This is a genomic window from Pseudomonas donghuensis (genome assembly GCF_000696345.2).
GTDB lineage: Bacteria > Pseudomonadota > Gammaproteobacteria > Pseudomonadales > Pseudomonadaceae > Aquipseudomonas > Aquipseudomonas donghuensis.
On record NZ_CP071706.1, the window covers coordinates 4,350,374 to 4,374,417 of the forward strand.

A 24,044-nucleotide genomic window follows, 5' to 3' on the forward strand; every position below is an offset into this window, starting at 1 on the left:
GCCAGACTGATTGATCGAGGTTCGCTGTCGGGCTGAATCACCCTTTTGCTTCGGAGTTGTCATGTCGCTGTCCAGTGGGCTGATCGCCGTGGTCGCCCTGGCCTATATGGCCATCATGTTCGCCATCGCCTTCTACGGCGACCGCCGCAGCACGCCGCTGCCGCCGCGCCTGCGTGCCTGGGTGTACAGCCTGTCACTGGCGGTGTACTGCACCAGCTGGACCTTCTTCGGCGCCGTCGGCCAGGCCGCCGAACAACTCTGGGCATTCCTGCCGATCTATCTGGGCCCTGTATTGCTACTGCTGTTCGCCCCCTGGGTGCTGCAGAAGATGGTGCTGATCAGCAAACAGGAAAACATCACCTCGATCGCCGACTTCATCGCCGCGCGCTACGGCAAATCCCAGAGTTTGGCGGTGGTGGTGGCGCTGATCTGCCTGATCGGCGTGCTGCCCTACATCGCCCTGCAGCTCAAGGGCATCGTGCTCGGCGTCAACCTGTTGATCGGGGCTGGCGCCGATGCCACCGGCAGCCGCGTGCAGGACACCGCGCTGGTGGTGTCGCTGGTGCTGGCGCTGTTCTCCATCGTCTTCGGTACGCGCAGCCTGGATGTCACCGAACACCACCGCGGCATGGTCCTGGCGATTGCCTTTGAATCCCTGGTCAAGCTGCTGGCCTTCCTCGCCGTCGGCGCCTTTGTCACCTTCGGCCTGTTCGACGGCTTCGACGACCTGTTCAGCAAGGCGCAACTGGCGCCGCGCCTGGAAGGCTTCTGGAACGAGACCATCAACTGGCCGTCGATGATCGTGCAGACCGGCGTGGCGATGATGGCGATCATCTGCCTGCCGCGCCAGTTCCACGTCACCGTGGTAGAGAACATCGAGCCCCAGGACTTGCGCCTGGCACGCTGGGTGTTCCCGATGTACCTGATCCTCGCCGCACTGTTCGTGGTACCGATCGCCCTGGCCGGGCAGATGCTGCTGCCAGGTTCGGTGCTACCGGACTCCTTCGTCATCAGCCTGCCGCTGGCCGAAGCCCATCCGGCGCTGGCGCTGCTGGCCTTTATCGGCGGCGCTTCGGCGGCCACCGGCATGGTCATCGTCGAAGCCGTGGCGCTGTCGACCATGGTCTCCAACGACATGCTGCTGCCCTGGCTGCTGCGCCGCAACAACGCCGAGCGGCCGTTCGAAGCCTTCCGCCACTGGATGCTCTCGGTGCGCCGGGTGACCATCGTCGTCATCCTCCTGCTGGCCTACGTCAGCTACCGCCTGCTCGGCTCCACCGCAAGCCTTGCGACCATCGGCCAGGTGGCCTTTGCCGCCGTGACCCAATTGACCCCGGCCATGCTCGGCGCCCTGTACTGGAAGCAGGCCAACCGCCGCGGCGTGTTCGCCGGCCTGGCCGCCGGGGTGTTCCTGTGGTTCTACACCCTGGTGCTGCCGATTGCCGCCCACAGCCTGGGCTGGTCGCTGACGCTGTTCCCGGGCCTGGCCTGGCTGCACGGCAACCCGTTGAACCTGCCGATCACCCCGCTGACCCAGGGCGTGGTGCTGTCGCTGGCGGGTAACTTCACCCTGTTCGCCTGGGTGTCGATCCTCTCGCGAACCCGGGTGTCCGAGCACTGGCAAGCCGGGCGCTTCATCGGCCAGCAGACCAGCGCACGGCCGAGCAGCCGTTCGCTGCTGGCGGTGCAGATCGACGACCTGCTGCACCTGGCCGCACGCTTTGTCGGCGAAGAGCGCGCCCGGCAAAGCTTCATCCGCTTTGCCTACCGCCAGGGCAAGGGCTTCAACCCCAACCAGAACGCCGACGGCGACTGGATCGAACACACCGAGCGCCTGCTCGCCGGCGTACTGGGCACCTCCTCGACCCGCGCGGTGGTCAAGGCGGCCATCGAAGGCCGCGACATGCAGCTTGAGGATGTGGTGCGTATCGCCGACGAAGCCTCGGAAGTGCTGCAGTTCAACCGCGCCTTGCTGCAAGGGGCGATCGAGAACATCAGCCAGGGCATCAGCGTGGTCGACCAGTCGCTGCGCCTGGTGGCCTGGAACCGCCGCTACCTGGAGTTGTTCAACTACCCCGACGGGCTGATCAGCGTCGGCCGGCCGATTGCCGACATCATCCGCTACAACGCCGAGCGCGGCCTGTGCGGCCCGGGCGAGGCCCAGGTGCACGTGGCAAGGCGCCTGCACTGGATGCGCCAGGGCCGCGCGCACACCTCAGAACGCCTGTTCCCCAATGGCCGGGTGATCGAGCTGATCGGTAACCCGATGCCCGGCGGTGGCTTTGTCATGAGTTTTACCGACATCACCCCGTTCCGCGAAGCCGAACAGGCCCTCAAGGGTGCCAACGAAAGCCTCGAACAACGGGTGGCCGAACGCACCCATGAACTGTCGCAACTGAACCAGGCACTGACCGAAGCCAAGAGCCACGCCGAAGCCGCCAACCAGTCCAAGACTCGCTTCCTGGCTGCGGTCAGCCACGACCTGATGCAGCCGCTGAACGCCGCGCGGTTGTTCTCGGCGGCGCTGTCGCATCAGGGCGATGGCTTGTCGGCCGACGCCCAGCAACTGGTCCAGCACATGGACAGCTCGCTGCGCTCGGCCGAAGAGCTGATCAGCGACCTGCTGGACATCTCGCGCCTGGAGAACGGCAAGATCACTCCCGACGCCAAGCCTTTTGCCCTCAACGAGCTGTTCGACACCCTCGGCGCCGAATTCAAGGTCCTGGCCCAGCAGCAAGGCCTGGATTTTCGCCTGCGCGGCAGCCGCCTGCGGGTGCAGAGCGACATGAAACTGCTACGGCGAATTTTGCAGAACTTCCTCACCAACGCCTTCCGCTACGGCAAGAGCCCGATCCTGCTGGGTGTGCGCCGCCAGCAAGGACGGTTGTGGCTGGAGGTCTGGGACCGTGGCAGCGGCATCGCCGATGACAAGCTGCAGGTGATTTTCGAGGAGTTCAAACGCCTGGACAGCCACCAGACCCGCGCGGAAAAAGGCCTGGGCCTGGGCCTGGCAATCGCCGACGGCTTGTGCAAAGTGCTCGGGCATCCGCTTGAGGTGCGCTCCTGGCCGGGCAAGGGCAGCGTGTTCCGCGTCAGCGTGCCACTGGCCACGGCGCCGGCGGTAGCGCTGGCCAGCCCCGCCGAACAGGCCGGGCAGCCACTGGCGGGCCTGCAGGTGCTGTGCGTCGACAACGAAGACAGCATTCTCATCGGCATGAACAGCCTGCTCAGCCGCTGGGGTTGCCAGGTGTCCACCGCGCGCAACCGCGCAGAATGCGATGCCCTGCTTGCAAACGGCCTGCGCCCGCACCTGGCGCTGGTCGACTATCACCTGGACGACGGCGAGATCGGCACCGAACTGATGGCCTGGCTACGCACCCGCCTCGGCGAGCCGGTACCTGGCGTGGTGATCAGCGCCGACGGGCGCAGCGAGATGGTCGCCCAGGTGCATGCCGCCGGCCTCGACTACCTGGCCAAGCCGGTCAAGCCGGCGGCCCTGCGCGCCCTGCTCAATCGGCATCTGAGCCTGGCCCAGTAAGGGCGCTGGCGGCCAGTGGGTCGCCTTCGCTCATGGCCCGTTCGAGCAGCTCGGCAGGCAGGCTCTTGCTGGCCCGGGCGCCGAGCAGCTTGAGCTGTTCGCTGCGGCTGATCAGGTTGCCACGGCCTTCGCAGAGCTTGTTGCGCGCCGCGCTGTAGGCTTTGTCGACCTGCTGCAGGCGGTTGCCCAGCTCGTCCAGGTCCTGGATGAACAACACGAACTTGTCATACAGCCAGCCGGCGCGCTCGGCGATTTCCCGGGCGTTCTGGCTCTGGCGTTCCTGCTTCCACAGGCTGTCGATAACCCGCAAGGTGGCCAGCAACGTGGTCGGGCTGACGATCACGATCTGGCGGTCGAAGGCTTCCTGGAACAGATTCGGTTCAGCCTGCAAGGCCGCCGAAAACGCGGCTTCGATGGGCACGAAGAGCAAAACGAAATCCAGGCTGTGCAGCCCTTCGAGGCGATTGTAGTCCTTGCCGGACAAGCCTTTGACGTGATTGCGCAGCGACAGCACATGCTGCTTGAGCGCGGCCTGAGCGATCTCGCTGTCATCGGCGGCAACATACTGCTGGTAAGCGGTGAGGCTGACCTTGGAGTCGACCACCACTTGCTTGTCGCCCGGCAGCATGATCAGCACGTCGGGCTGGAAGCGCTCGCCGTCGGCGCTCTTGAGGCTGACCTGGGTCTGGTACTCGCGGCCTTTCTCAAGCCCGGCGTGCTCCAGGACCCGCTCCAGAATCAGCTCGCCCCAGTTACCCTGGGTCTTCTGGCCCTTGAGCGCCTGGGTCAGGTTGGTGGCTTCATCGCTCAGGCGCAGGTTGAGCTGCTGCAGGCGCTCCAGCTCCTTGGCCAGCGAGAAGCGCTCGCGGGCTTCCTGCTGGTAGCTGTCTTCCACGCGTTTTTCGAAGGCCTGGATGCGCTCCTTGAGCGGGTCGAGCAACTGCCCCAGGTGTTGCTGGCTGGTCTGGGCGAAGCGCTGCTCGCGCTCATCGAAGATCTTCGTGGCCATTTCGGCGAATTGCGCGCGCAACTCGTCACGCGAGCCCTGCAGGTCGTCGAGGCGTTGCTGATGGCTTTCCTGTTGTTCACGCAGCTCGGCGCTCAGGGCTGCGCTGTGGGCATCCAGGCGACGCAATTCGGCTTCGCGGGCAGCGCGTTCGAGCTGCCAGGCGTGCGCGGCGTCGCGAGCGTTGTCGCGATCGATCTGCAACAGCTCAAGCTCACGGGCCTGGGCAGCCAGGGTAGCCTGCTTGGCGGCGTTGGCCTGGCCCAGGTCGCTGATTTCGTCGCGACTGGCATCCAGTTGGGCGAGCAGGCCTTCCTGGGCCAGTTGCACGTTGCTCAGGCGCTCCTCGAGCAAGGCTGCTTGCGCCTGGCGCGCACTCAGGCGCCGCTGCACCTGCAGCACCAGCGTCAGGCACGGCACGGCCGCCACCACGATACCCAGCAGAATACTGGTCAGATCCACTGCCATAGCCACCCCGATCTCCCTCGGCCAACGATCAACGGCTCAGCTTATCAGCCTTGGGCCTGCGCGCCGCACTCAGGCGTCAGGCAATTGCCTGAGCAGGCGCACGGCTTCCTGCGAGCCCTGGGCCGCCGCCTGTTCCAGCCAGTAACGGCCCTGGGCCGGCTCATTCAATTGCCCCTGGGCACACAGGCGGCCGTACTCGAGCTGCGCCCGGCGGTCACCGGCCCGCGCGGCCTGGCGCAGCAGTTCATGGCCGATACGCCGGTCGCGGGCATTGCCGCAGTCACGGCAGAGCATCTGCCCCAGGCGGCTCTGGGCGACCACCACACCCTGGCGCGCCGGCTGCTTGAGCAGGCGCCCGGCGAAGTGCTTGACGTTGGGGTTGTCACCCAGGCGCGGGCTGTCGAGCAACCACAAGGCAACCTTCAAGGAGAAGCGCTTGGGCTCGGGCAGGGGCGGTTGGGCAGCAGGAGCAACGAGGGTTTTGGAGCGAAACTTCATAAAAAACAGCGAAGGCAACTCGAGAGGCGCGCCACTCTACTCCATTTCTCTGACAATGGCCCGGTGCTTTTTTGCACTTTTTTTCAAAATATTTCAGCGTTTTTTCTTGACGTCAGGGCGGGCATTTTGTCCCTGGCAGAAGACTGCCGAAGGATTGTCGGACACCGGCTAAAAAGCTGGCACGCCCGTCCTAGAGCAAGCGCTAGGGACAATCCACAGAAGCTGTGGATAACTCGGTGGACAACCCCCTAAACCACCCCGCAAACCCCTATGAAATGGGGCTTCCAGTCAAACTGTCGATTTTTTCACCAGCTAAAATAAGTGTTTTTTTTCATTGACTTAAGGCAACGGCCAAGTCATTGGCAGCCACCTGCCGCGTTGTTGCAGAGCTGTAACAGCGGCTGCCCCATGTGTGCACAACCGCCCCGAAGCGAGGCATTTCCCTGCACGAAATTGGCACGTTCCCTGCCTTACAGCGCTGGAAAGGTGGTGAAATAGCACTTCACAGCGAGCCAGGAACGCGACATACTGGCCGGCTCGCCAGACGAAAACTTACAAAGCTTGCCAAGACCGGCAGACTCCTGTAGTCTTGCCGCCGTTAGTACCAAGCTGAAAGTCAATTCTGGCCAAAGCAGTCCTTACAGTGCCCTGCCCCTCACTTCGGACAGGCCTGTTGAAACCAGGACCGGCCCACTCGATGGCTCCCCAGGTAAATCACTTCTTACTCTGACCGAGCCAACCTGCAGATTGATCAGGATCCTCACCCAGCGGCATTGAACCCGACCCTGGTGTGTTGCCTGTCCTCTGACGTACCTACCAGTCAGCCCCAGCGCCACATGATAAATGCGCCCAAAACTGGCTGCCCTGTTCCAGTCAGGTTCTTCGCACCGGCTTAAATGCCTGCGTTACTGGAACGTTTTATATGTGCACGGATCAAAACCGTGTCTATTGCAGGAACATCTAATAACTATGAATCACTCTATCCATACTCAGGCTGCCATTCGCACCCTTTCCCAGGCATTTGCCCCTCTGAACTGCTTGATCCTGGCGTCGCGCAAAGGCGGCTTCAGCTTCACCCTGGTCAACGAGCACGGCATTGCCCGTCACAGCGAGCGCCTGTACCCGGAGCAATACTCCGAAGCCGAGCCGCTGCAGGCCGTCATCGAGCGCACCCGTCAGGCCCTGGTGGCCTGATCCGCACGATGCTGCAAACGCTCAAGCCCCGCCCTCTGGCGGGGCTTTTTTATGCCTGGTAAATCTGCCGAATCCCCCTGTAGGAGCTGGCTTGCCAGCGATGAGGGCAGCCCTGGCTAACGTGTTGCGGCCATCGCTGGCAAGCCAGCTCCCACAGGAATTTGGCCATCCTTTAGTGCGAATCACTAATCGCCACACGGCATATGATTTATAACTAAAAGCCGTAAATGTTTTAAAAACAGGCCTTTACAGCACGAATATGACACTAGACTTCAACTCAAGCGGCAAAGGCCGCTTCCGGCGGGCCAGACCGACTCACCAGCTGCCAAGCTCCAGCGTCCGCCGGTCAATTTCAAGTTCGAGGGCATCATGGGTATCGCCGCGAGCGAGTTGAGCCAATTTGTCATTCGTCCAACCCTGGTTTATCTGGGCCGTCACTGCGCCAGCGCCGAAGCCCTGCTGCTCGGTGTCGCCGCCAGCCAGTCGGCCCTCGGCTCGGCCCTGCACGACCGCCGCGGCCACGGCCTGTACCGCATCGGCGAACTGCGCCACCAAAGCCTCTGGGACCAGTTCCTGGCCCGCGACCCGGACCTTGCCAGCCTGGTCCGCGGCCTGGCCAGCCAGCATGCCTTTCTCAGCGGCCCGCACCTGGAACTGACCGTCAACCTGCGCTACGCCACCGCCATCGCCTGGATGCTGATCGAAGAACAGGCCCCCGAACTACCCGCCGCCGACGATTTACTGGGCCTGGCACGCATCTGGCGACAAACCTTCCAACCCCAGGGTCGCCTGCGCGATTTCACCAGCGCCTGGCAAACCTGCGTCGCCCCTGTGACTCTTCAGGCCTGCTGAGAGTCACTGCTTCCCAAAATCGGAAAATTCCCGCCATCTTGGTAGGATTGTCCTACAAAACCGCTCTATCTCCTGCGATACAGCCTATAGCGCTGCGGGCGAAATGTTGGTAGTTTTCGCCCCGGAGATCCCAAGGAGTTCTAATAATGAAAAAAGTCATGCTCAAAACCTCTCTCAGCCTCGCCGTCACTCTCGCCTCGACTCAACTGTTCGCCAGCGGCTTCGCCCTCAACGAACAAAGCGTCAGCGGCATGGGCACAGGTTTCGCGGGTCGCTCTTCTTCTGCCGATGATGCCAGCACCGTTTTCGGCAACCCCGCCGGCATGTCGCGCCTGAAACGCGAGCAAGTCACCGTCGGTGGTGCCGCTCTCATCGCCAAGTCCGATATCAGCGGCAGCGGCACCTTCGGTGGCAGCAACGACGGCGACATGGTTCCGGTCGTCGGTGTGCCGATGGGCTATTACGTCAAACCTATCGATGACCATTGGGCCTTCGGTATCGGCATGTACGTGCCGTTCGGCCTGGTAACCGACTATGAAAGCGGCTTTGCCGGCCGCTACTTCGGCAGCAACAGCGAAGTCCAGGTCATCACCCTGCAGCCAACCATCAGCTACGCCTTCAACGACAAGGTCTCGATCGGTTTCGGTCCGACTATCAACCGTATCGACGGCACCCTGGAATCCGCCTCGCTGAACCGCACCTCCCTGGGCAGAAATGACGGCAAGGTCAAGATCTCCGGTGATGACACCGCCATCGGCTACAACATCGGCGTGCTGGTACAGGCAACCGACAGCACCCGCGTAGGCCTGACCTACCACTCGATGGTCGACTACAAGCTCGAGGGTGACACCAAAATCAGCGGCTCCGGCTTTGGCCCACTGAGCGGCAGCAAGTTTGATGCCTCGTTGAAGATCAAAACGCCGGAATCGGTCGACTTCTCCGTCACTCACGAGCTGGATGCCAACTGGACACTTTATGTCGGTAGCACCTGGACGCGCTGGAGCCGCCTGGAAGCCATCACCGTCAACAACGAAGGTGTTCCTGCCCCCCTGGCACCTGCCCTGGGGCAGATCAGCGAAGAACAGAACTGGCACGATACCTGGGCTCACGCCATTGGCGCAGCTTACAAGCTGAACAAGGAATGGACCCTGCGCGCCGGCTTCAGCGTCGACCAGTCGCCGACCAACAATACCAACCGCTCGCCACGCATCCCTACAGGCGACCGCAAGGTGTTCAGCCTCGGTGCAGGTTGGAGCCCGAACGACGACATGACTGTCGACATCGCCTACTCCTACCTGATGGAAGAAGACGTCAAGGTTCGCCAGAACACTTCGCCTACCGACCCGGCGCACTTCAAAGGCTCCTACAACGCCAAGTACGAAAACAGCGCTCACGGCCTGGGAGCATCGCTCACCTACCGCTTCTGATTCATTCCACGTCGCAGAAAACCGCCAATCCTGGCGGTTTTTTCATGCTTGCTCGCAAGGCCAGAGGTGGGCCAGGCGGCCCTGTAAGTAGTCCATGAACAGCCGCACCTTGGCCGTCATGGCAAAGCGGTCGGCCACGCACAGGTAGACGTCCATCGGCTCGGTCTGGGCATAGGCCCTGGCCGATTGCGAATATTCGAACAACGCCACCAGCTGGCCGCGCTCGAGCAAGGGCCGGGCGACAAACTCGGCCAGGCGGGCAATGCCGCCATCCTGCACGGCCATCTGGGTCAGCACATCGATGTCATCGCTGATCAGCACCTTGTCGAACTCGGCATCGAAGCGCAGCCCTTCGCGGACAAAACCCCAGCGCAGAAAACGACCGTCCACCGGGTAGCGGAACACCAGGCAGCGATGCTCCTTGAGTTGCTCTGGCGATTGCGGCCAACCGGCTGCCGCCAGGTAACCCGGCGACGCACAGCAAATGAACGGCACCCGGGCGATGTGCCGGGCCAGCAGGCCATCTTCAAGTTGCGGCTGGATTCGCAGACTGACATCGACACCTTCCTGAACGTGGTTGACGCGCCGATCATTCGTAACCAACTCAATTGAAAGCTGCGGATAGCGCGCGCTGAACGCCGGAATCAACGGTGCCAGTACGTGACGGCCGAACGCCGAGGACGAAGCGATGCACAAGCGCCCTTTGGGCTCGCAATCCGGGGTGGTGACCGCCTGCTGCGCCTGCTCGAGGTCGCGCTCAATGTGTTTGACCTTGTCGTAGTACAGGCTGCCACTGGGGGTCAGGGCCATGCTACGGGTAGTACGCGCGAGCAGGCGCACCTGCAGGTGGGCTTCCAGGCGGGCGATATTCTGGCTCACGGCGGCGGCACTCAGGCCCAGGCTACGAGCGCCACCGGCAATGCTGCCGGCTTCGACAACCTTGATGAAACTCTTGATCGAACCGAGCAGGTTCATGACAGGCTTCCGGGAATTCGTAAGATCTTCTTTATAAAGACCTAAGTCCGAGGCGTCTACCCCGGCCACAGGCAGCCTTGTTAGGCTGCGCCCTCATCCACTGCCAACGGAGTCCGCATGACGACCCAGACCAGCGTCCGCAGCCGACGCAAGCTCGGCGTTCGCGCCACCCCTTACGTGTTCGCCTTCTACATGTCGGCGATCATGGCCCTGCTGATGTGCTTTGTGATTACCGCCGCCAACGCCGGCATCGACGAGCAGTACCTGGGCAACGTGCTCAGGGCCTACCAACTGGCCATGCCGGTGGCCTTCGCCTGCGTACTGGTGGTGCGCCCGATCGTGCTCAAGCTGGTGGCCTGGACCGTGCACGCCAGCCACTGAGGCAGCTCAGGGCTGGGAAGCGATGGCCTTCTCGATCGCCGCCTTGAACGCCGGATCATCCGGCTTGGTTCGGCTGGAGAAGTTAGCCACCACCTTGCCCTGGCGGTCGATCACGTACTTGTAGAAATTCCACTTCGGCGCGCTGCTCTGCACAGCCAGCGCCTTGAACAGTGGCGTGGCATCACTGCCGCGCACCGGCTGGGCCTGGGTCATGGTGAACGTCACGCCATAGTTGGCGTAACAGACCTTGGCGGTCTTCTCGGCGTCGGCGTCTTCCTGCTTGAAGTCGTTGGACGGCACCCCGAGCATTTCCAGACCCTGCCCGTGGTATTGCTGATAGATGCTCTCCAGCCCTTTGAACTGCGGGGCGAAGCCGCAATAGCTGGCAGTATTGACCACCACCAGCGGTTTGCCGGCAAAGCGCTCACAGAGGTTGATCTGCTCCTTGCCGCGCAGCTCCGGCAGCGTGCCGTCGAGCAGCGCCGGGCACTCGCCGGCCAGGGCATTGGCAGCGGCGGCCAGGGTCAACAGTGGAACCAACATCCAGCGTGTGCGCATCTTTTTTCTCCTTGAAACGGACCTGGAGAAATCAGAGTACTCCTAGCACACGCCCATGCCCAACTGCATCAACGCCAGACCGCCTTCATGCCAGCCCCACCAGGCCAGCGCCAGCACCAGCACGGCGGCGAGGCCGAGCACGGTGCGAATGGCCATAGGGCTCATGCCGCTTGCGCCTGCAAGCGCGCGACCGGGCGCTCGCGTACCGGCCAGTTGAGTGCTGCGGCGAGCAGGCTGAGAAGGATGGAAATCTGCCAGACAAGGTCATAGTTACCGGTCTGGTCATACACCACCCCACCCAGCCAGCCACCGAGAAACGCGCCCAACTGGTGAAAGAGGAAAACGATCCCACCCAGCATCGACAGGTTACGCACACCGAACAGGGTGGCCACGGTGCCATTGGTCAAGGGCACGGTCGACAGCCACAGCAGGCCCATGGCGATACCGAACAGATAGGCACTGAACGGGGTGATCGGTGCCCACAGGAACAGCACGATGACCACCGCGCGCAACAGGTACAGGGCGGTCAGCAGGCGCGGCTTGGACATCCTCCCGCCCAGCCAGCCGGCGGTGTAGGTGCCGACGATATTAAACAGCCCAACCAGCGCCAGCACGGTGGTGCCGATGGTGGCCGGCAGGTGCTGGTCGACCAGGTAGGCCGGCAGGTGCACGCCAATGAACACCACCTGGAAACCGCAGACGAAAAAGCCCAGGGCCAGCAGCCAGAAGCCTGAATGCGAGCAAGCTTCGCGCAGGGCCTGGCCGAGGGTCTGCTCATGGCCATCGCTGGGCAACGGCCGATCGCGCAACAACCCTACCAACGGCACGATAAAGGCCACCAGCAAACCCAGCACCAGCAAGGCCGCCGACCAACCCAGCCAGCCGATCAGGCCCAGTGTGCCGGGCAACATGGCGAACTGGCCAAAGGAGCCGGCGGCACTGGCGATACCCATGGCCATGCTGCGCTTCTGCGCCGGTACGGCACGGCCGACCACGCCGAGGATCACCGAGAACGAAGTGCCCGACAGGCCGATACCGATCAACAGGCCGGCACTGAGCGACAGGGTCAGGGCCGAGTCGGACATACCCATCAGCACCAGGCCGACGGCATAGAGAATACCGCCGACCATCACTACCTTGGCCGCCCCCAGGCGATCGGCCAGGGCGCCGGCAAACGGCTGGGCCAGGCCCCAGATCAGGTTCTGCAAGGCAATGGCGAAGGCGAACACGCCACGGCCCCAGCCAAAGTCAGCACTCATCGGCGCCAGGAACAGGCCAAAGCCGTGCCTCACGCCCAGCGACAGCGCCAGGATCAGCGCCGCGCCAAGGAGAATCCACCCACTGGTTCGCCATACCGATGTCATTTTTGTTGTCTCCAGTGCCGCAAGGTTATGCGGGTATATACCCACTTATAATCGTAAAAAGCTCAGGCCAGCAACTCCAGCAGGCGCACCAGTTCGTCGCGCTGGCCCTCGCCAAGGGTGTTGATCAAATCGCTTTGAGCCTGCTCCCAGGCCGGTTCCGCTGCCTGTAGGCGGGCCCTGCCCTGCTCGGTCAACAGGACGATACGATTGCGCAGGTCCTGCCCTTCGGCCAACGCCACCAGGCCGTCGGCCTCCAGCACCCGCAGGTTGCGCCCCAGGGTGCTGCGGTCCAGGCCCATGGCCTCGGCCAGGGTGGAAATACTCGGTTGGTCCAGGCGCCGCAAATGGCGTAGCAGGGAAAACTGCGCAACATTGATCCCGAAGCCGTCGAGGGCTTCGTCATAGTGTCGGCTCACCCCGCGGGCGGCGCGACGCAGGTGGGTGCAGATGCATTCGCTGGTCAACATAATGCGTGTATATACCCGCACCTGGGCAACTGCAAGCCTTTATTCGCCGCTCACAGCACCAGGGCGATCAATACCGCCAGCTCCAGCAGCTCCAGCATGGCCCCGGCGGTATCACCGGTAGTACCGCCCAGACGACGGACCATCAACCGGCGCAGCCAGGCGAAGACCGCTGCGGCAACCAGCACAGCCCACAGCCCTTTGAGCCCTGCCAGCAGTCCACAGGCCAGCGCGCTGAGCAGCAAAACGAGCGTGCCCGACCGACGCGGCAGGTGATCCGCCAAGGCCTGGCCCAGCCCGCCGCTGCGCACATACGGCGTGCAGAGGAACAAGCCCAGCAACGCCGCACGGCCAATCAACGGCGCGAGCAACAGCAGCAGCCCCTCGCCGCGCTCGATCAGCGCCAGCAAGGCACAGAACTTGAGCAGCAGCACCAGCACCAGGGTAACCACGGCAATCGGCCCGCTGCGTGGGTCTTTCATGATCAGCAGGGTGCGCTCGCGGTCGCCGAAACCGCCCAGCCAGGCATCGGCGCTGTCAGCCAGGCCATCCAGGTGCAAGGCACCGCTGAGCAGCACCCAGGCACTGAGCAGCAAAGCACCATGAAGCAGCAACGGGCTGCCAGCCAGCAGCGCGTTCAGCCCCCAGAGCAGCGCCCCGAACAACAGCCCCACCAATGGGTAGAACAGCAGCGAGCGGCCCATCTGCTCCGGCGCCGGCATGCCCGGCAAGCGCACCGGCAAGCTGCTGAGAAACTGCAGGGCGATCCAGAACGCCAGCATCTCAGTGCACTTCCCGCAGGCTGCCGTCGGCCAGCAGCTCAAGGCGAAACAAGGCGCCATGGGCCACTTCGACCTGCAGTAATTGTTCTCGGGGCAGGCCACGGGCGCGGGCCAGCAACAGGCGCATCACGCCGCCATGAGTGACCAGTAGCAAGTGCCTGCCGGCATGCCCCTGGTGCAAGGCGCTGATGGCCTGCAATACCCGTGCGGAGAAATCCGCCACGGGCTCGCCGCCTGGCGGTGTGAAAGCATAAGGGTCAGCCCAGAATTGCCCGAGTTCGGCTTCGTGGGTGAGCATCAGGTCTGCCGCACTGCGCCCTTCCCACTCGCCGAAATGCAGCTCCTGCAGCCCCGGCGCCAGTTGCAGCGGCAGGTCCAGCTGGGTGCCCAACGCTTCGGCAAAGCGTGCGCAGCGTTGCAATGGCGAACTGACCAGCGCATCCCAGGGCCCCGCAGCCTTCACCGCCGCCTGCATCTGCGCCCAGCCCGTGTCGGTCAGAGCATCGTCGAGGCTGCCGCGCAGGCCGCCGCCCCGTTCGGTTTCGCCGTGGCGCAGCAGGTCGATGATCATGCCGGACGGTCCGCAACCGCGGCTTCGGCGAAGGTCGCCATCTGCCCGTGCAGGTCGCAAGCCAGGCGCAGTAGCGGCACCGCCAACGCCGCACCACTGCCCTCGCCCAGGCGCAAGCCCAGCTCCAGCAGCGGCTCGGCGTCGAGCGCGGCAAGCACCCGGCGATGCCCGGGCTCGGCGCCGCGATGGCCGAACAGCAGCCAGTCACGACACTGCGGGTTGATGCGCGTGGCTACCAGGGCGGCGACGGTGCAGATAAAGCCATCCACCAGCACCGCGACACCGGCCTGGGCGCACCCCAGGTAGGCACCGACCAGCGCGGCGATCTCGAAGCCGCCAAAACACAACAGCCGTTGCAGCGGGTCGTCGCCAAGGTCCGCGTGCTGTTTCAGGGCACGCTCGATGACCTCGGCCTTGTGCCGTACACCGGCGGCATCCAGGCCGGTGCCCGGGCCGCTGAGCTCGGTAGCCGGGCAACCGAGCAAGGCACAGGCCAAGGCGCTGGCGGCAGTGGTGTTGCCGATGCCCATCTCCCCGCCGATAAACAGCCGGGCACCGCTGGCAGCGGCGCGCAAGGCACTCTCGCGCCCGCCCTGCAGGGCCAGCAGGCCCTGTTCGTGAGTCATCGCCGGCACCTGGGCGAAGTTGGCCGTACCGGGGCCGACGCGCAGGTGGCGCACACCCGGCAGTTCCAGCGCCAGGTCGATGGTGCCCAGGTCGATCACTTCCAGTTGAGCATTCAACTGCCGCGCCAGCACACTGATAGCGGCGCCGCCGCTGACGAAGTTGTGCAGCATCTGCCCGGTCACCGCCTGCGGATAGGCGGAGATGCCTTCGGCGACCACGCCGTGATCGCCGGCGAAGATGGCGATCCAGACCTGCTCGACGCTCGGCTTGAGCTGGCCCTGCAGGCCGGCCAGTTGCACCGCCAGTTGCTCCAGGCGGCCCAGCGAACCGGCCGGCTTGGTCAGTTGCTGTTGACGCGCCAGGGCCTGTTCGCGAACAGCCTGGTCAACAGGACGGCAGGCTTCAAGCCACCAGGTTTGACTCATAGTGCAGGTCCTTTGAGGGTAAGTGGCAGGCCGGCGACGGTCAGCACCACGCGCTGGCAGCGCTCGGCAATGGCCTGATGCAGCCAGCCGGCTTCATCGACATAACGGCGGGTCAATTCGCCCATGGGCACTACGCCCAGGCCGGTTTCGTTGCTGACCAGGATGATTTCGCCCGGCAGGCCCGCCAGGCAGTCGAGCAGCGCCGAGCGTTCAGCCGCCAGGCACTCGGGGTTGTCGAGCATCAACAGGTTGGTCAGCCACAGGGTCAGGCAGTCGACCAGCAGGCAACGTTCGGCACCGGCAGTGGCGCAGAGCACCCGAGCCAGTTCCAGCGGTTCTTCGATCAATGCCCACTCGGCCGGACGCCGCTCGCGGTGCAACTGCACCCGCGCATTCATCTCGCCATCGAGCGGTTCGCTGGTGGCAATGTAGGTGACCGCCAAGCCGCTCTGGCTGGCCAGCTGTTCGGCCAGGCGGCTCTTGCCCGAACGGGCGCCGCCAAGAATCAGGTTGAGCATGTCAGTTCAGTCCGCAGAGTTGGCGCAGGCGCGCGGTGTCCAGATGCTGCTCGACCAGGTCGGCCAGGCGCTCGATGTCGCGTTCGCGCAGGGCGTGATAGTCGATTTGCTCTACCTCCTGCAGCCCAGCCCAGCGCAACAGCGCGGCGCAGCTATGCGGCGCCTCGAACAGGCCATGCAGGTAGGTGGCGAAGATCTGCCCGTCGGCACTGAGGGCGCCGTCGGCGCGGCCATCGTCCAGTTGCACCGCCGGGCGCTGCAGGGCCGGCCCCTGGGTTACGCCGGCATGAATCTCGTAGCCGCTGATGGCTGCCTGTTCCAGTTGCAGGGTGCCAGCGACATTGCGCAACTGCTTCTCGGCTTCCAGCACGGTGACAAAGTCCAGCAGCCCCAGGCCATCGCTGGCACCGGCAGGCCCCTCCAGGCCCAATGGGTCTTCCACACGCTGGCCGAGCATCTGCAGCCCGCCGCAAATGCCCAGCACCTTGCCGCCATAACGCAGGTGGCGGCTGATCGCCTCGTCCCAACCGCGCTCACGCAACTGTGCCAGATCGCCGCGTACGCTCTTGGAGCCAGGCAGGATGATCAGGTCGGCCGGCGGAATCGGCTGGCCGGGGCCGATGAACTGCAAATCGACCTGCGGGTGCAGGCGCAGCGGGTCGAAATCGGTGTGGTTGCTGATACGCGGCAGCACCGGCACGATGACCTTGAGCTGACGCCCGGCCTTGATGCCCTGGCGCTGGTCGATGCCGTCTTCGGCTTCCAGGTGCAGGTCCAGCACATAGGGCAGCACGCCCAGCACCGGTTTGCCGGTACGTGCTTCGAGCCAGTCCAGGCCCGGCTGGAGCAAAGCGATATCACCGCGAAAACGGTTGATGACAAAGCCCTGGACCCGTGCCTGTTCGCTCGGCGAGAGCAATTCCAGGGTGCCGACCAGATGGGCGAAGACCCCGCCGCGGTTGATGTCGGCAATCAGAATCACCGGGCAGTCCACCGCCTCGGCGAAGCCCATGTTGGCGATGTCGCCGGCACGCAGGTTAATCTCGGCCGGCGAGCCGGCACCTTCGACCATCACCAGCGGATAGGCCGCGCTCAGGCGCTGGTGCGAGGCCAGTACCGCCTGCATGGCGATGGCCTTGTAGTCGTGATAGGCCACGGCATTCATGCTGGTGACCGCGCGGCCATGGACGATCACCTGGGCACCGGTGTCGCTGTTGGGCTTGAGCAGCACCGGGTTCATGTCGGTGTGCGGCGCCAGGCCGGCCGCCTGGGCCTGGACCGCCTGGGCCCGGCCGATCTCGCCACCTTCGGCGGTCACGGCGCTGTTAAGCGCCATGTTCTGCGGTTTGAACGGCACCACCGCAACGCCCTGGCGCAACAGCCAGCGGCACAGCGCGGTCACCAGGGTGCTTTTGCCGGCATCGGAGGTGGTGCCCTGCACCATCAGGGTGGTCATGGTTGTTCCTTGCGGTATTCGCTGAAGGCCAGGGCCAGGCGCTGGAAGTCCTGCTCGCTGGCCGGCAGGCCGAAGCGCAGGCTGGGCGGCTGGGTGAACAGGCGCAGGAGGATGCCGCGCCGGGCCATGAATTCATGCAGTTGCGCCGCCTGATCGGTGACCAGGTACTGGAACAGGTCGCAGCTGCCGTGGGGGGCAAAACCTGCCGCGCTGAGTACCCCGGCCAAACGCTGGCTGGCAGCGGCGCAGCGAACAATCTGCTGTTGATGCGCGACGCTATCGAGCAGGCAGGCCTGGCCGAGGACCCGGGTCGGGCCGCTGATGGTCCAGGGCCCGAGCTGTTCGGCGAGCAGCTGCAACAGATGACGTTCAGCCAGGACAAAGCCCAGGCGTACACCGGCCAAGCCAAAGAACTTGCCGAACGAGCGCAGCACAATCAGCCCGGAGCGCTCGGCATGCGCGGCGATGCTGTGTTGCGGGGTGTTGTCCATGAAGGCTTCATCGACCAGCAGCCAGCCGCCCCGGCGAGCCAGGCGCGCGTGCCATTCCAACAGTTGCTCGGCAGATATCAACCGAGCGCTGGGGTTGTTGGGGTTGACCACCACCAGCACGTCGAGGCTGTCGAGGTAGTAATCGACCTGATCTTCAGGCAATTCGCGCACCCGGTGCCCGGCGCGGCGCCAGCCTTCGGCGTGTTCGGCGTAGCATGGCGACAGGACGCCGACCGTGCCGGGGCGGCGCAGACGCGGCAAGGCCTGGATCGCCGCCTGGGAACCGGCCACCGGCAGCAGTTGCTCGACCTGGTAATACTCGCAGGCCGCCCGCTCCAGGCCGTCGTCGGTCTCGGGCAGGCGCGCCCAGGCGCGCAGCGGGATCTCGGGGATTGGATAAGGCCAGGGAGCAATGCCGCTGGACAGGTCCAGCCAGTCTTCGCGGGCAATGCCGTACTGCTGCACTGCGCGTTGCAGGCGACCACCGTGTTCAAGCATAGAATTCAGCCCCCAGGCACACCAACAGCAACCACAACCAAACGCCCTGGCAGACCAGGCGCCAGCCGCGCTCGATGGCCTCGGCATCGGCCTGCGGGCCTTCGCCCAGTTGCGGGCGCTGGTGCAGCTCGCCGTGGTACACCGCCGGGCCGCCCAGCTCGACACCCAGCGCCCCGGCGCCGGCAGCCATCACCGGGCCGGCGTTGGGGCTGTCCCACAACGGCGCCTGGCGCCGCCAGCAGCTCAGGGCCAGGCGGGTCTTGCCCAGCAGCGCGTAGGTCAGGGCCACCAGCCGCGCGGGAATATAGTTGAGCAAGTCGTCGATTTTCGCGGCGGCCCAGCCGAAGCGTTCGAAGCGTTCATTACGATAGCCCCACATCGCGTCGAGGGTGTTGCTCAGGCGATAGAGCACCACCCCCGGTACGCCAGCGACGACGAACCAGAACAGCGCGGCAAACACCGCATCGCTGCCGTTCTCCAGCACCGATTCGGTGGCGGCGCGGGCCACGGCGGTTTCATCCAGCTCGCGGGTTTCGCGGCTGACCAGATAACCTACGCGCTGCCGGGCTTTTTCCAGGTCGCCCTGGCGCAAGGCTTCGGCCACCGGCGTCACGTGCTCGCCGAGGCTGCGCAGGCCCAGGGCGCAGTACAACGCCAGCACTTCGACCAGCCAGCCAATGTACGGCAGCCAGGACAGCAGCATGGCTACGAAGGTCAGCGGCACCACCGCCAGGAACCAGGCGCTGACACCATGGCTGCGCCAACCACGGCCACCGGCATTCAAGCGTTGCTCCAGACGCCCGGCCAGGCGCCCGAAGGCCACCAGTGGATGCCGGCGCTTGGGTTCGCCCAGCAGCGCATCCAGCGCCACCCCGGCCACCGTCAGCAACGCCACACTCATCAAGACTCTCCCCAGTGATTTTCAAACAGCATGTCGTGCAGCGGTCGCGCCGTGGTCCAGCCTTCGAGCACCAGCATCGGCGCCGGGTAAAACGCCTGCACCGGGCCCAGGCAAAGGATCGCCAGCGGCTTGGCGCCGGCCGGCATGCCCAGCAACTCGGCCAGGGCCTGGGGCTCGAACAGCGACACCCAGCCCATGCCCAAGCCTTCGGCGCGGGCGGCCAGCCAGAGGTTCTGGATCGCACAGGACAGCGACGCCAGGTCCATCTCCGGCAAGGTCCGGCGGCCGAAGATATGCGCTTCGCGTTCATCCATCAGCGCGGCGACCAGCAGTTCGGCGCAGTCGTTGATCCCTTCGACCTTGAGTTTCATGAAGTCGTCGGAGCGCTCGCCCAGGGCTTGCGCGGTACGCAACCGCTCCTCTTCCACCAGGGCCTGGATACGCTGACGCAGTTCCCGTTGAGTGATGCGGATAAACCGCCAGGGCTGCATCAAGCCGACGCTGGGCGCCTGGTGCGCAGCCTCAAGCAAACGGGCGAGCAGTTCAGGGGCGACTTCGCCGCCGCTGAAATGGCGCATGTCACGGCGCTCGCCGATCGCGCGATAGACCGCCGCGCGTTCGGCTTCGGTAAAAGCATGTTCGTTCATGGACACAACAGCGCCGCCGACGCCTGGGGGTTGGAAGCAAAGTAGAAATGCACGTAGGACGCCGTCAGCCGCCCGTGGCGATAGACCGCCTCGGCACCGCGGCCACCGTTGGGGCTCTGGCCACGGGCAATCGGTTCAAGTTCGGTGCTGGTCAACGAGTGATGGTAGGTGTGCCCGCGCAAGGTGCCTTCGGGCAGTTCCACCGCCTGCAGAGCCAGGGCGGCCAAGCGCTTCTGCATCACCGCCTCGCCGGCCAGCAGGCCGAGCAGTTCGGCACGCTCGCCGCCGACATCGGTAAGGGCCTCGAGCAGGTAAAGCATGCCGCCGCATTCGGCCAGCAATGGCTTGCCGGCGTGATGGTGGGCGCGAATGGCTTCGAGCATCGGTGTGTTGCTCGCCAGCGCCTGGTGATGCAGCTCCGGGTAACCACCGGGCAGGTACAAACTGTCAGCATCCGGCAGGCTGGCATCATGCAGCGGCGAGAAGAACGCCAGCTGCGCCCCCATGGCCCGCAGCAGGTCGAGGTTGGCGCCATAGGTGAAGGCAAAGGCTTCGTCGCGGGCAACCGCGATGCGCACACCCTGCAACAAGGGCTCGATCGCCCGCTCGGTCGGCGCGGCGAACCTCACCGCCGGCGGCAAGGCCGCATCGCAACTGGCACCCAGGGCGGCGGCAGCCGCATCCAGGCGGGCATCGAGGTCGTTCAGCTCACTGGCCTGCACCAGGCCCAGGTGGCGGCTGGGCAGCTCGATGCCGGTTTCCCGTGACAGACCGCCATACCAGCGCAAGCCTTCGGTCAGGCTGCCTTCGAGCAACTGGGCATGGCGCAGGGTACCGACGCGGTTGGCCAGTACCCCGGCAAACGGCAGGTCCGGCTGATAGCGCGCCAGGCCCAGGGCCAGGGCGCCGAACGTCTGGGCCATGGCCGTGCCATCGATCACCGCCAGCACCGGCACGCCAAAATGACGGGCCAGGTCAGCGCTCGATGGCGTGCCATCGAACAACCCCATGACCCCTTCGATCAGGATCAGGTCGGCCTCAGCCGCCGCTTCCCACAACAACCGGCGGCTTTCCTGCTCGCCGACCATCCACAGGTCAAGCTGATACACCGGCGCACCGCTGGCGCGCTCAAGGATCATCGGGTCGAGAAAATCCGGGCCGCACTTGAACACCCGGACCTTGCGCCCCTGGTTGCGATGCAGGCGCGCCAGCGCGGCGGTCACTGTGGTCTTGCCCTGGCCGGAGGCCGGTGCGGCAATCAATACCGCCGGGCAATGGCGCGCGTCACTCATAGTTCGACGCCCTTCTGGGCGCGAATACCGGCCTGGAAAGCGTGCTTGATCATGCCCATTTCGGTGACGGTGTCGGCCAGTTCGATCATTTCATCCTTGGCCGCACGACCGGTGACGATCACGTGCTGCATCGGCGGGCGCGCCTGCAGGTCGCTGAGGACCTGGTCCAGATCGAGGTAACCGTGCTTGAGGGCGATGTTCAGTTCATCGAGCACCACGAAGGCGATCGACGGGTCCTGGAGCATCTGCCGCGACACCGCCCAAGCGGCTTCGGCGGCGGCGATATCACGCTGGCGGTCCTGGGTTTCCCAGGTAAAGCCCTCGCCCATCACGTGGTAGCGCACCTGCTCGGGAAAACGGCGGAAAAACAGCTCCTCACCGGTGCTGTTGCGGCCTTTGATGAACTGCACCACACCGCACTGCATACCGTGGCCCATGGCCCGGGCAAGCATGCCGAAGGCCGAACTGCTCTTGCCCTTGCCGTTGCCGGTGAGCACCAGCAGCAGGCCGCATTCGTTGGGCGAATTGGCGATGCGCTCGTCGATGACGGCCTTCTTGCGCTGCATACGGGCCAGGTGGCGTTCGTCGCGCTCGGTGGATTCAGTCATGAGGTTCTCCGCAAACCACTGTCGGCCGGCCCGCAACGAGCCTGGCAGCCTGTGGCTGCTCAAGGATCGCGAAGGAAACGGCGTGACAGATGAATGGATATGGCAGACGGAAAACGCGCAGGGCTGCGGCACAGGCCGGAGGAACCGCGCATCACCCTCCGTGATGCCGTTGGCTGTTACAGGCCGGTCTCCGGGCTTGTGAGCGGGGCCATGAACACCCGGGACCGCGCGCCTTCCCGGGTTGAACACCCAGTGGCCCTGCGCGGCCTTGACTCACCTACCGTTGCGGGGGCAGCGCCGGATTCGCGCGCCTTGCACGCCCACCGGCTTCCCTGTTTCACCCTGCCAGGCCATAGCCCACAGAGCACCTGAAACAAGTCGCGAAGGTTAGAGGGTTGCACCCGGAGCGTCAATGAAAGGCGCTGAACTGGCCTGGATCAATGGCGCCTTTGTCATCTTGTGTAACACTGACTTCAGTGATATCAAATAGCCATAACTTCGGCTGTACTCGATCACAACTATAAGGGAGAGCAGCATGCAAGGCCTGATCATCAATAACGCGCGCCTGGAGTTCCTGCGCCCCGCCCTGGAACGTTGGGTTGATTGCATCGACCGCTTCAACCAGACCCTCGGCGATGGCGAGGCGCCCTACTGGCACGGCGCCCAGGCCAACCTCGGCCTGCTCTCGGCCGCCGCCTGGCAAGCCGAGCTGGTGACCCTGCAACAGCACCAGAGCAAGAAACAGCGCGAGGACGGTGATCGTGAAGGCCGCTGCGACCTGTACATCGCCAACCACGAAGAAGCCGCCTACCTGCAAGGCAGCCAGCGCTGGCCAAAGATTGCCAAGCTCGATTTGAACAACGCCCTGGCCGAGACCGTTTACACCGCCCGGCAGATCGCTGCGCCCAGCCAGCTCAAGGTTGCCGCGCTGTTCGCCAGCCCCTGGAAAGCCGGCCAGCACGCCAGCCCCGAAGAGCTGCAGGACCTGGTCGACGACCTGCAAAAGCACAACGCCTGCGCCATCGCCTGGTACTTCCCCTACGCTTACCGCAAGCTGCACAACGAAGCCGGCCAGTATTACCCCGGCATCGCCCTGCTGCTCAAGCAGGCCTGAAGCGGGGAACCTCCCACGCCTGGCCCGCCTCTACTGGCAATAGCGGCCAATGTTGCGAGGGAAACGACATGGGTATCAAGCCGATTGCACTGCTGCTGGCAGTGACCGCGGGGTTAAGTGGCTGCGGCGAGCACGCGCGCCTGGATGTCAGCGACGGGGTTGGCCCGTCGCCGCAGTTGCCTGAACCCAACAAGACCCTGATCCCCACCGTCAACATCGCCCCTGCTATAGGCTGGCCCCTGGGCATGACGCCCAAGGCCGCCCCCGGCACCCAGGTAGTGGCCTTCGCCGAAGGCCTGGACCACCCGCGCTGGCTCTATGCCCTGCCCAATGGCGATATCCTGGTTGCCGAAACCAATGCCCCACCCAAGCCCGATAACGGCATGGGCATTCGTGGCTGGGTGGTGGGCAAGATCATGGACCGGGCGGGCGCCGGCGTCCCCAGTGCCAACCGTATCAGCCTGCTGCGCGACAGCGACCATGACGGCGTGGCGGAAACCCGCACGACCTTTATCGAGCACCTCAATTCGCCCTTCGGCATGGCCCTGGTTGGCAATGACTTTTACGTCGCCGACACCGATCGCCTGCTGCGCTTTCACTACCAACCCGGCACCACCTCGATCCACGGCCCCGGCACGCCGGTGGCTGACCTGCCGGGCGGTACGCTGAACCATCACTGGACCAAGAACGTGATCGCCAGCCGGGATGGCAAGAAGCTCTACGTCACTGTCGGCTCCAACAGCAATGTCGGCGAGAACGGCATGGACCAGGAAAAAGGCCGTGCGGCGATCTGGGAAATCGACCCGGCCAGCGGCCAGCAGCGCATCTTCGCCTCTGGCCTGCGCAACCCCAACGGCCTGGCGTGGGAACCACACACCGGCCAGCTGTGGACCGCGGTCAACGAGCGCGACGAGATCGGCAGCGACCTGGTGCCCGACTACATCACTTCAGTCAAGGATGGCGGCTTCTATGGTTGGCCTTACAGCTATTTCGGTCAGCACGTCGATCAGCGGGTCACCCCTTCCGACCCGAACCTGGTGGCCAGCGCCATCGCCCCGGACTATGCCGTTGGCCCGCATACGGCTTCGCTGGGCCTGACCTTTGCCGAGCCCGGCGTGCTGCCGCCGCCGTTCGAGCAAGGCGCATTCATCGGCCAGCATGGCTCATGGAACCGCAAGCCGCACAGTGGCTACAAGGTGATCTTCGTGCCCTTCAGCACCGCTGGCAGGCCCGCAGGCAAACCGATTGACCTGCTGAGCGGGTTTCTCAATGACGAGGGCAAGGCCATGGGCCGGCCGGTGGGGGTGATCAATGACCAGCGTGGTGGCGTGCTGGTGGCTGATGATGTGGGCAACAAGATCTGGCGGGTGAGCAAGGCCAAGTGATCCG

At 64.6% G+C, this 24,044-nt stretch carries 24 protein-coding genes and 1 riboswitch; of the genes, 7 read left to right on the top strand and 17 right to left on the bottom strand.

Annotated elements, in window-relative coordinates; genetic code table 11:
- Nucleotides 1–61 precede the first annotated feature (61 nt).
- Nucleotides 62–3,538, top strand: coding sequence for a PAS domain-containing hybrid sensor histidine kinase/response regulator (locus BV82_RS20235; protein WP_036996579.1), 3,477 nt, complete (start codon nt 62–64; stop codon nt 3,536–3,538).
- Here BV82_RS20235 and BV82_RS20240 read toward each other — a convergent pair.
- Nucleotides 3,510–4,898: a DNA recombination protein RmuC gene (locus BV82_RS20240; RefSeq protein ID WP_162835466.1), complete on the bottom strand. Its 1,389-nt coding sequence runs from the start codon at nt 4,896–4,898 to the stop codon at nt 3,510–3,512. The two genes, BV82_RS20235 and BV82_RS20240, sit on opposite strands and share 29 nt — an antisense overlap.
- Nucleotides 4,899–5,081: 183 nt before the next feature.
- On the bottom strand, nt 5,082–5,510 hold the full coding sequence (locus tag BV82_RS20245) for a tetratricopeptide repeat protein (RefSeq protein WP_026001396.1): 429 nt from the start codon (nt 5,508–5,510) through the stop codon (nt 5,082–5,084).
- 969 nt (nt 5,511–6,479) lie between these two features.
- Here BV82_RS20245 and BV82_RS20250 point away from each other — a divergent pair.
- The 3 genes from BV82_RS20250 to BV82_RS20260 all read left to right on the top strand — a co-directional run bounded on the left by BV82_RS20250 (nt 6,480) and on the right by BV82_RS20260 (nt 8,983).
- The gene (locus BV82_RS20250; protein ID WP_010224272.1) at nt 6,480–6,704 is read left to right on the top strand and encodes a hypothetical protein; all 225 of its coding nucleotides are present in this window, start codon (nt 6,480–6,482) and stop codon (nt 6,702–6,704) included.
- Between the two features lie 369 nt (nt 6,705–7,073).
- Nucleotides 7,074–7,556 carry a hypothetical protein gene (locus tag BV82_RS20255; protein WP_010224273.1) on the top strand — a complete coding sequence of 161 codons (483 nt, stop codon included), beginning with the start codon at nt 7,074–7,076 and terminating at the stop codon, nt 7,554–7,556.
- A 146-nt stretch (nt 7,557–7,702) separates the two neighbouring features.
- Complete coding sequence (locus BV82_RS20260; RefSeq protein ID WP_010224274.1) at nt 7,703–8,983, top strand: OmpP1/FadL family transporter; 1,281 nt, start codon at nt 7,703–7,705, stop codon at nt 8,981–8,983.
- 42 nt (nt 8,984–9,025) lie between these two features.
- Here BV82_RS20260 and BV82_RS20265 read toward each other — a convergent pair whose 3' ends face one another.
- The gene (locus BV82_RS20265) at nt 9,026–9,958 is read right to left on the bottom strand and encodes a LysR family transcriptional regulator (RefSeq protein WP_036996580.1); all 933 of its coding nucleotides are present in this window, start codon (nt 9,956–9,958) and stop codon (nt 9,026–9,028) included.
- A 117-nt stretch (nt 9,959–10,075) separates the two neighbouring features.
- Here BV82_RS20265 and BV82_RS20270 point away from each other — a divergent pair, with 117 nt between their 5' ends.
- The gene (locus BV82_RS20270) at nt 10,076–10,339 is read left to right on the top strand and encodes a DUF2798 domain-containing protein (protein WP_010220336.1); all 264 of its coding nucleotides are present in this window, start codon (nt 10,076–10,078) and stop codon (nt 10,337–10,339) included.
- A gap of 6 nt (nt 10,340–10,345) precedes the next feature.
- On the opposite strand, the gene BV82_RS20275 is transcribed toward BV82_RS20270, so the two are convergent.
- The 14 genes from BV82_RS20275 to cobO form a co-directional block, all read right to left on the bottom strand.
- The gene (locus tag BV82_RS20275) at nt 10,346–10,897 is read right to left on the bottom strand and encodes a glutathione peroxidase (RefSeq protein WP_036996581.1); all 552 of its coding nucleotides are present in this window, start codon (nt 10,895–10,897) and stop codon (nt 10,346–10,348) included.
- A gap of 42 nt (nt 10,898–10,939) precedes the next feature.
- A complete protein-coding gene (locus BV82_RS26540) occupies nt 10,940–11,062 on the bottom strand; it encodes a hypothetical protein (RefSeq protein WP_257792352.1) in 123 nt (40 codons plus the stop codon).
- Nucleotides 11,059–12,261, bottom strand: a complete 1,203-nt coding sequence (locus BV82_RS20280; protein ID WP_010220339.1) for an MFS transporter — start codon at nt 12,259–12,261, stop codon at nt 11,059–11,061. Before BV82_RS20280 ends, BV82_RS26540 begins: the two co-directional genes overlap by 4 nt.
- 62 nt (nt 12,262–12,323) lie before the next feature.
- Nucleotides 12,324–12,728, bottom strand: a complete 405-nt coding sequence (locus tag BV82_RS20285) for a MarR family winged helix-turn-helix transcriptional regulator (protein WP_010220341.1) — start codon at nt 12,726–12,728, stop codon at nt 12,324–12,326.
- Nucleotides 12,729–12,778: 50 nt separating this feature from the next.
- Nucleotides 12,779–13,507 (bottom strand): adenosylcobinamide-GDP ribazoletransferase, encoded by a 729-nt coding sequence (locus BV82_RS20290; protein ID WP_036996582.1) that lies wholly within the window; start codon nt 13,505–13,507, stop codon nt 12,779–12,781.
- Between the two features lies 1 nt (nt 13,508).
- Nucleotides 13,509–14,078: an alpha-ribazole phosphatase family protein gene (gene cobC / locus BV82_RS20295; RefSeq protein ID WP_036996583.1), complete on the bottom strand. Its 570-nt coding sequence runs from the start codon at nt 14,076–14,078 to the stop codon at nt 13,509–13,511.
- Nucleotides 14,075–15,130 (bottom strand): nicotinate-nucleotide--dimethylbenzimidazole phosphoribosyltransferase, encoded by a 1,056-nt coding sequence (cobT, locus tag BV82_RS20300; RefSeq protein WP_010220344.1) that lies wholly within the window; start codon nt 15,128–15,130, stop codon nt 14,075–14,077. The genes cobC and cobT overlap by 4 nt, the downstream gene beginning before the upstream one ends.
- Nucleotides 15,127–15,648, bottom strand: coding sequence for a bifunctional adenosylcobinamide kinase/adenosylcobinamide-phosphate guanylyltransferase (cobU, locus tag BV82_RS20305; protein ID WP_036996584.1), 522 nt, complete (start codon nt 15,646–15,648; stop codon nt 15,127–15,129). The genes cobT and cobU overlap by 4 nt, the downstream gene beginning before the upstream one ends.
- Before the next feature lies 1 nt (nt 15,649).
- The gene (locus BV82_RS20310) at nt 15,650–17,104 is read right to left on the bottom strand and encodes a cobyric acid synthase (RefSeq protein ID WP_010220346.1); all 1,455 of its coding nucleotides are present in this window, start codon (nt 17,102–17,104) and stop codon (nt 15,650–15,652) included.
- Nucleotides 17,101–18,093 carry a threonine-phosphate decarboxylase CobD gene (cobD, locus tag BV82_RS20315; protein ID WP_010220347.1) on the bottom strand — a complete coding sequence of 331 codons (993 nt, stop codon included), beginning with the start codon at nt 18,091–18,093 and terminating at the stop codon, nt 17,101–17,103. The genes BV82_RS20310 and cobD overlap by 4 nt, the downstream gene beginning before the upstream one ends.
- Nucleotides 18,086–18,994 carry an adenosylcobinamide-phosphate synthase CbiB gene (gene cbiB / locus BV82_RS20320; RefSeq protein WP_010220348.1) on the bottom strand — a complete coding sequence of 303 codons (909 nt, stop codon included), beginning with the start codon at nt 18,992–18,994 and terminating at the stop codon, nt 18,086–18,088. The genes cobD and cbiB overlap by 8 nt, the downstream gene beginning before the upstream one ends.
- The gene (gene bluB, locus BV82_RS20325; RefSeq protein WP_162471120.1) at nt 18,994–19,647 is read right to left on the bottom strand and encodes a 5,6-dimethylbenzimidazole synthase; all 654 of its coding nucleotides are present in this window, start codon (nt 19,645–19,647) and stop codon (nt 18,994–18,996) included. Before bluB ends, cbiB begins: the two co-directional genes overlap by 1 nt.
- Nucleotides 19,638–20,933, bottom strand: a complete 1,296-nt coding sequence (locus BV82_RS20330; RefSeq protein ID WP_036996585.1) for a cobyrinic acid a,c-diamide synthase CobB — start codon at nt 20,931–20,933, stop codon at nt 19,638–19,640. Before BV82_RS20330 ends, bluB begins: the two co-directional genes overlap by 10 nt.
- Nucleotides 20,930–21,541 carry a cob(I)yrinic acid a,c-diamide adenosyltransferase gene (gene cobO / locus BV82_RS20335; RefSeq protein WP_010220352.1) on the bottom strand — a complete coding sequence of 204 codons (612 nt, stop codon included), beginning with the start codon at nt 21,539–21,541 and terminating at the stop codon, nt 20,930–20,932. The genes BV82_RS20330 and cobO overlap by 4 nt, the downstream gene beginning before the upstream one ends.
- 164 nt (nt 21,542–21,705) lie before the next feature.
- A riboswitch (cobalamin riboswitch) is annotated at nt 21,706–21,928 on the bottom strand.
- Between the two features lie 148 nt (nt 21,929–22,076).
- On the opposite strand from cobO, the gene BV82_RS20340 reads away from it, so the two are divergent.
- A complete protein-coding gene (locus tag BV82_RS20340) occupies nt 22,077–22,655 on the top strand; it encodes a hypothetical protein (RefSeq protein ID WP_036996586.1) in 579 nt (192 codons plus the stop codon).
- Nucleotides 22,656–22,723: 68 nt separating this feature from the next.
- Nucleotides 22,724–24,040: a PQQ-dependent sugar dehydrogenase gene (locus BV82_RS20345; protein ID WP_036996588.1), complete on the top strand. Its 1,317-nt coding sequence runs from the start codon at nt 22,724–22,726 to the stop codon at nt 24,038–24,040.
- Nucleotides 24,041–24,044: the final 4 nt, after the last annotated feature.

What these genes read in the sequence shown, in the direction of transcription:
- BV82_RS20235 (WP_036996579.1), top strand. Translation starts at nt 62, where the DNA reads ATGTCGCTGTCCAGTGGGCTGATCGCCGTGGTCGCCCTGGCCTATATG.
- cbiB (WP_010220348.1), bottom strand. Translation starts at nt 18,994, where the DNA reads ATGAGTGTGGCGTTGCTGACGGTGGCCGGGGTGGCGCTGGATGCGCTG.
- BV82_RS20270 (WP_010220336.1), top strand. Translation starts at nt 10,076, where the DNA reads ATGACGACCCAGACCAGCGTCCGCAGCCGACGCAAGCTCGGCGTTCGC.
- BV82_RS20290 (WP_036996582.1), bottom strand. Translation starts at nt 13,507, where the DNA reads ATGCTGGCGTTCTGGATCGCCCTGCAGTTTCTCAGCAGCTTGCCGGTG.
- cobD (WP_010220347.1), bottom strand. Translation starts at nt 18,093, where the DNA reads ATGCTTGAACACGGTGGTCGCCTGCAACGCGCAGTGCAGCAGTACGGC.
- BV82_RS20250 (WP_010224272.1), top strand. Translation starts at nt 6,480, where the DNA reads ATGAATCACTCTATCCATACTCAGGCTGCCATTCGCACCCTTTCCCAG.
- BV82_RS20310 (WP_010220346.1), bottom strand. Translation starts at nt 17,104, where the DNA reads ATGACCACCCTGATGGTGCAGGGCACCACCTCCGATGCCGGCAAAAGC.
- cobC (WP_036996583.1), bottom strand. Translation starts at nt 14,078, where the DNA reads ATGATCATCGACCTGCTGCGCCACGGCGAAACCGAACGGGGCGGCGGC.
- BV82_RS20245 (WP_026001396.1), bottom strand. Translation starts at nt 5,510, where the DNA reads ATGAAGTTTCGCTCCAAAACCCTCGTTGCTCCTGCTGCCCAACCGCCC.
- BV82_RS20340 (WP_036996586.1), top strand. Translation starts at nt 22,077, where the DNA reads ATGCAAGGCCTGATCATCAATAACGCGCGCCTGGAGTTCCTGCGCCCC.
- BV82_RS20330 (WP_036996585.1), bottom strand. Translation starts at nt 20,933, where the DNA reads ATGAGTGACGCGCGCCATTGCCCGGCGGTATTGATTGCCGCACCGGCC.
- BV82_RS20255 (WP_010224273.1), top strand. Translation starts at nt 7,074, where the DNA reads ATGGGTATCGCCGCGAGCGAGTTGAGCCAATTTGTCATTCGTCCAACC.
- BV82_RS20265 (WP_036996580.1), bottom strand. Translation starts at nt 9,958, where the DNA reads ATGAACCTGCTCGGTTCGATCAAGAGTTTCATCAAGGTTGTCGAAGCC.
- BV82_RS20260 (WP_010224274.1), top strand. Translation starts at nt 7,703, where the DNA reads ATGAAAAAAGTCATGCTCAAAACCTCTCTCAGCCTCGCCGTCACTCTC.
- cobU (WP_036996584.1), bottom strand. Translation starts at nt 15,648, where the DNA reads ATGCTCAACCTGATTCTTGGCGGCGCCCGTTCGGGCAAGAGCCGCCTG.
- cobO (WP_010220352.1), bottom strand. Translation starts at nt 21,541, where the DNA reads ATGACTGAATCCACCGAGCGCGACGAACGCCACCTGGCCCGTATGCAG.
- BV82_RS20345 (WP_036996588.1), top strand. Translation starts at nt 22,724, where the DNA reads ATGGGTATCAAGCCGATTGCACTGCTGCTGGCAGTGACCGCGGGGTTA.
- cobT (WP_010220344.1), bottom strand. Translation starts at nt 15,130, where the DNA reads ATGAGTCAAACCTGGTGGCTTGAAGCCTGCCGTCCTGTTGACCAGGCT.
- BV82_RS20280 (WP_010220339.1), bottom strand. Translation starts at nt 12,261, where the DNA reads ATGACATCGGTATGGCGAACCAGTGGGTGGATTCTCCTTGGCGCGGCG.
- BV82_RS20285 (WP_010220341.1), bottom strand. Translation starts at nt 12,728, where the DNA reads ATGTTGACCAGCGAATGCATCTGCACCCACCTGCGTCGCGCCGCCCGC.
- BV82_RS26540 (WP_257792352.1), bottom strand. Translation starts at nt 11,062, where the DNA reads ATGAGCCCTATGGCCATTCGCACCGTGCTCGGCCTCGCCGCCGTGCTG.
- BV82_RS20275 (WP_036996581.1), bottom strand. Translation starts at nt 10,897, where the DNA reads ATGCGCACACGCTGGATGTTGGTTCCACTGTTGACCCTGGCCGCCGCT.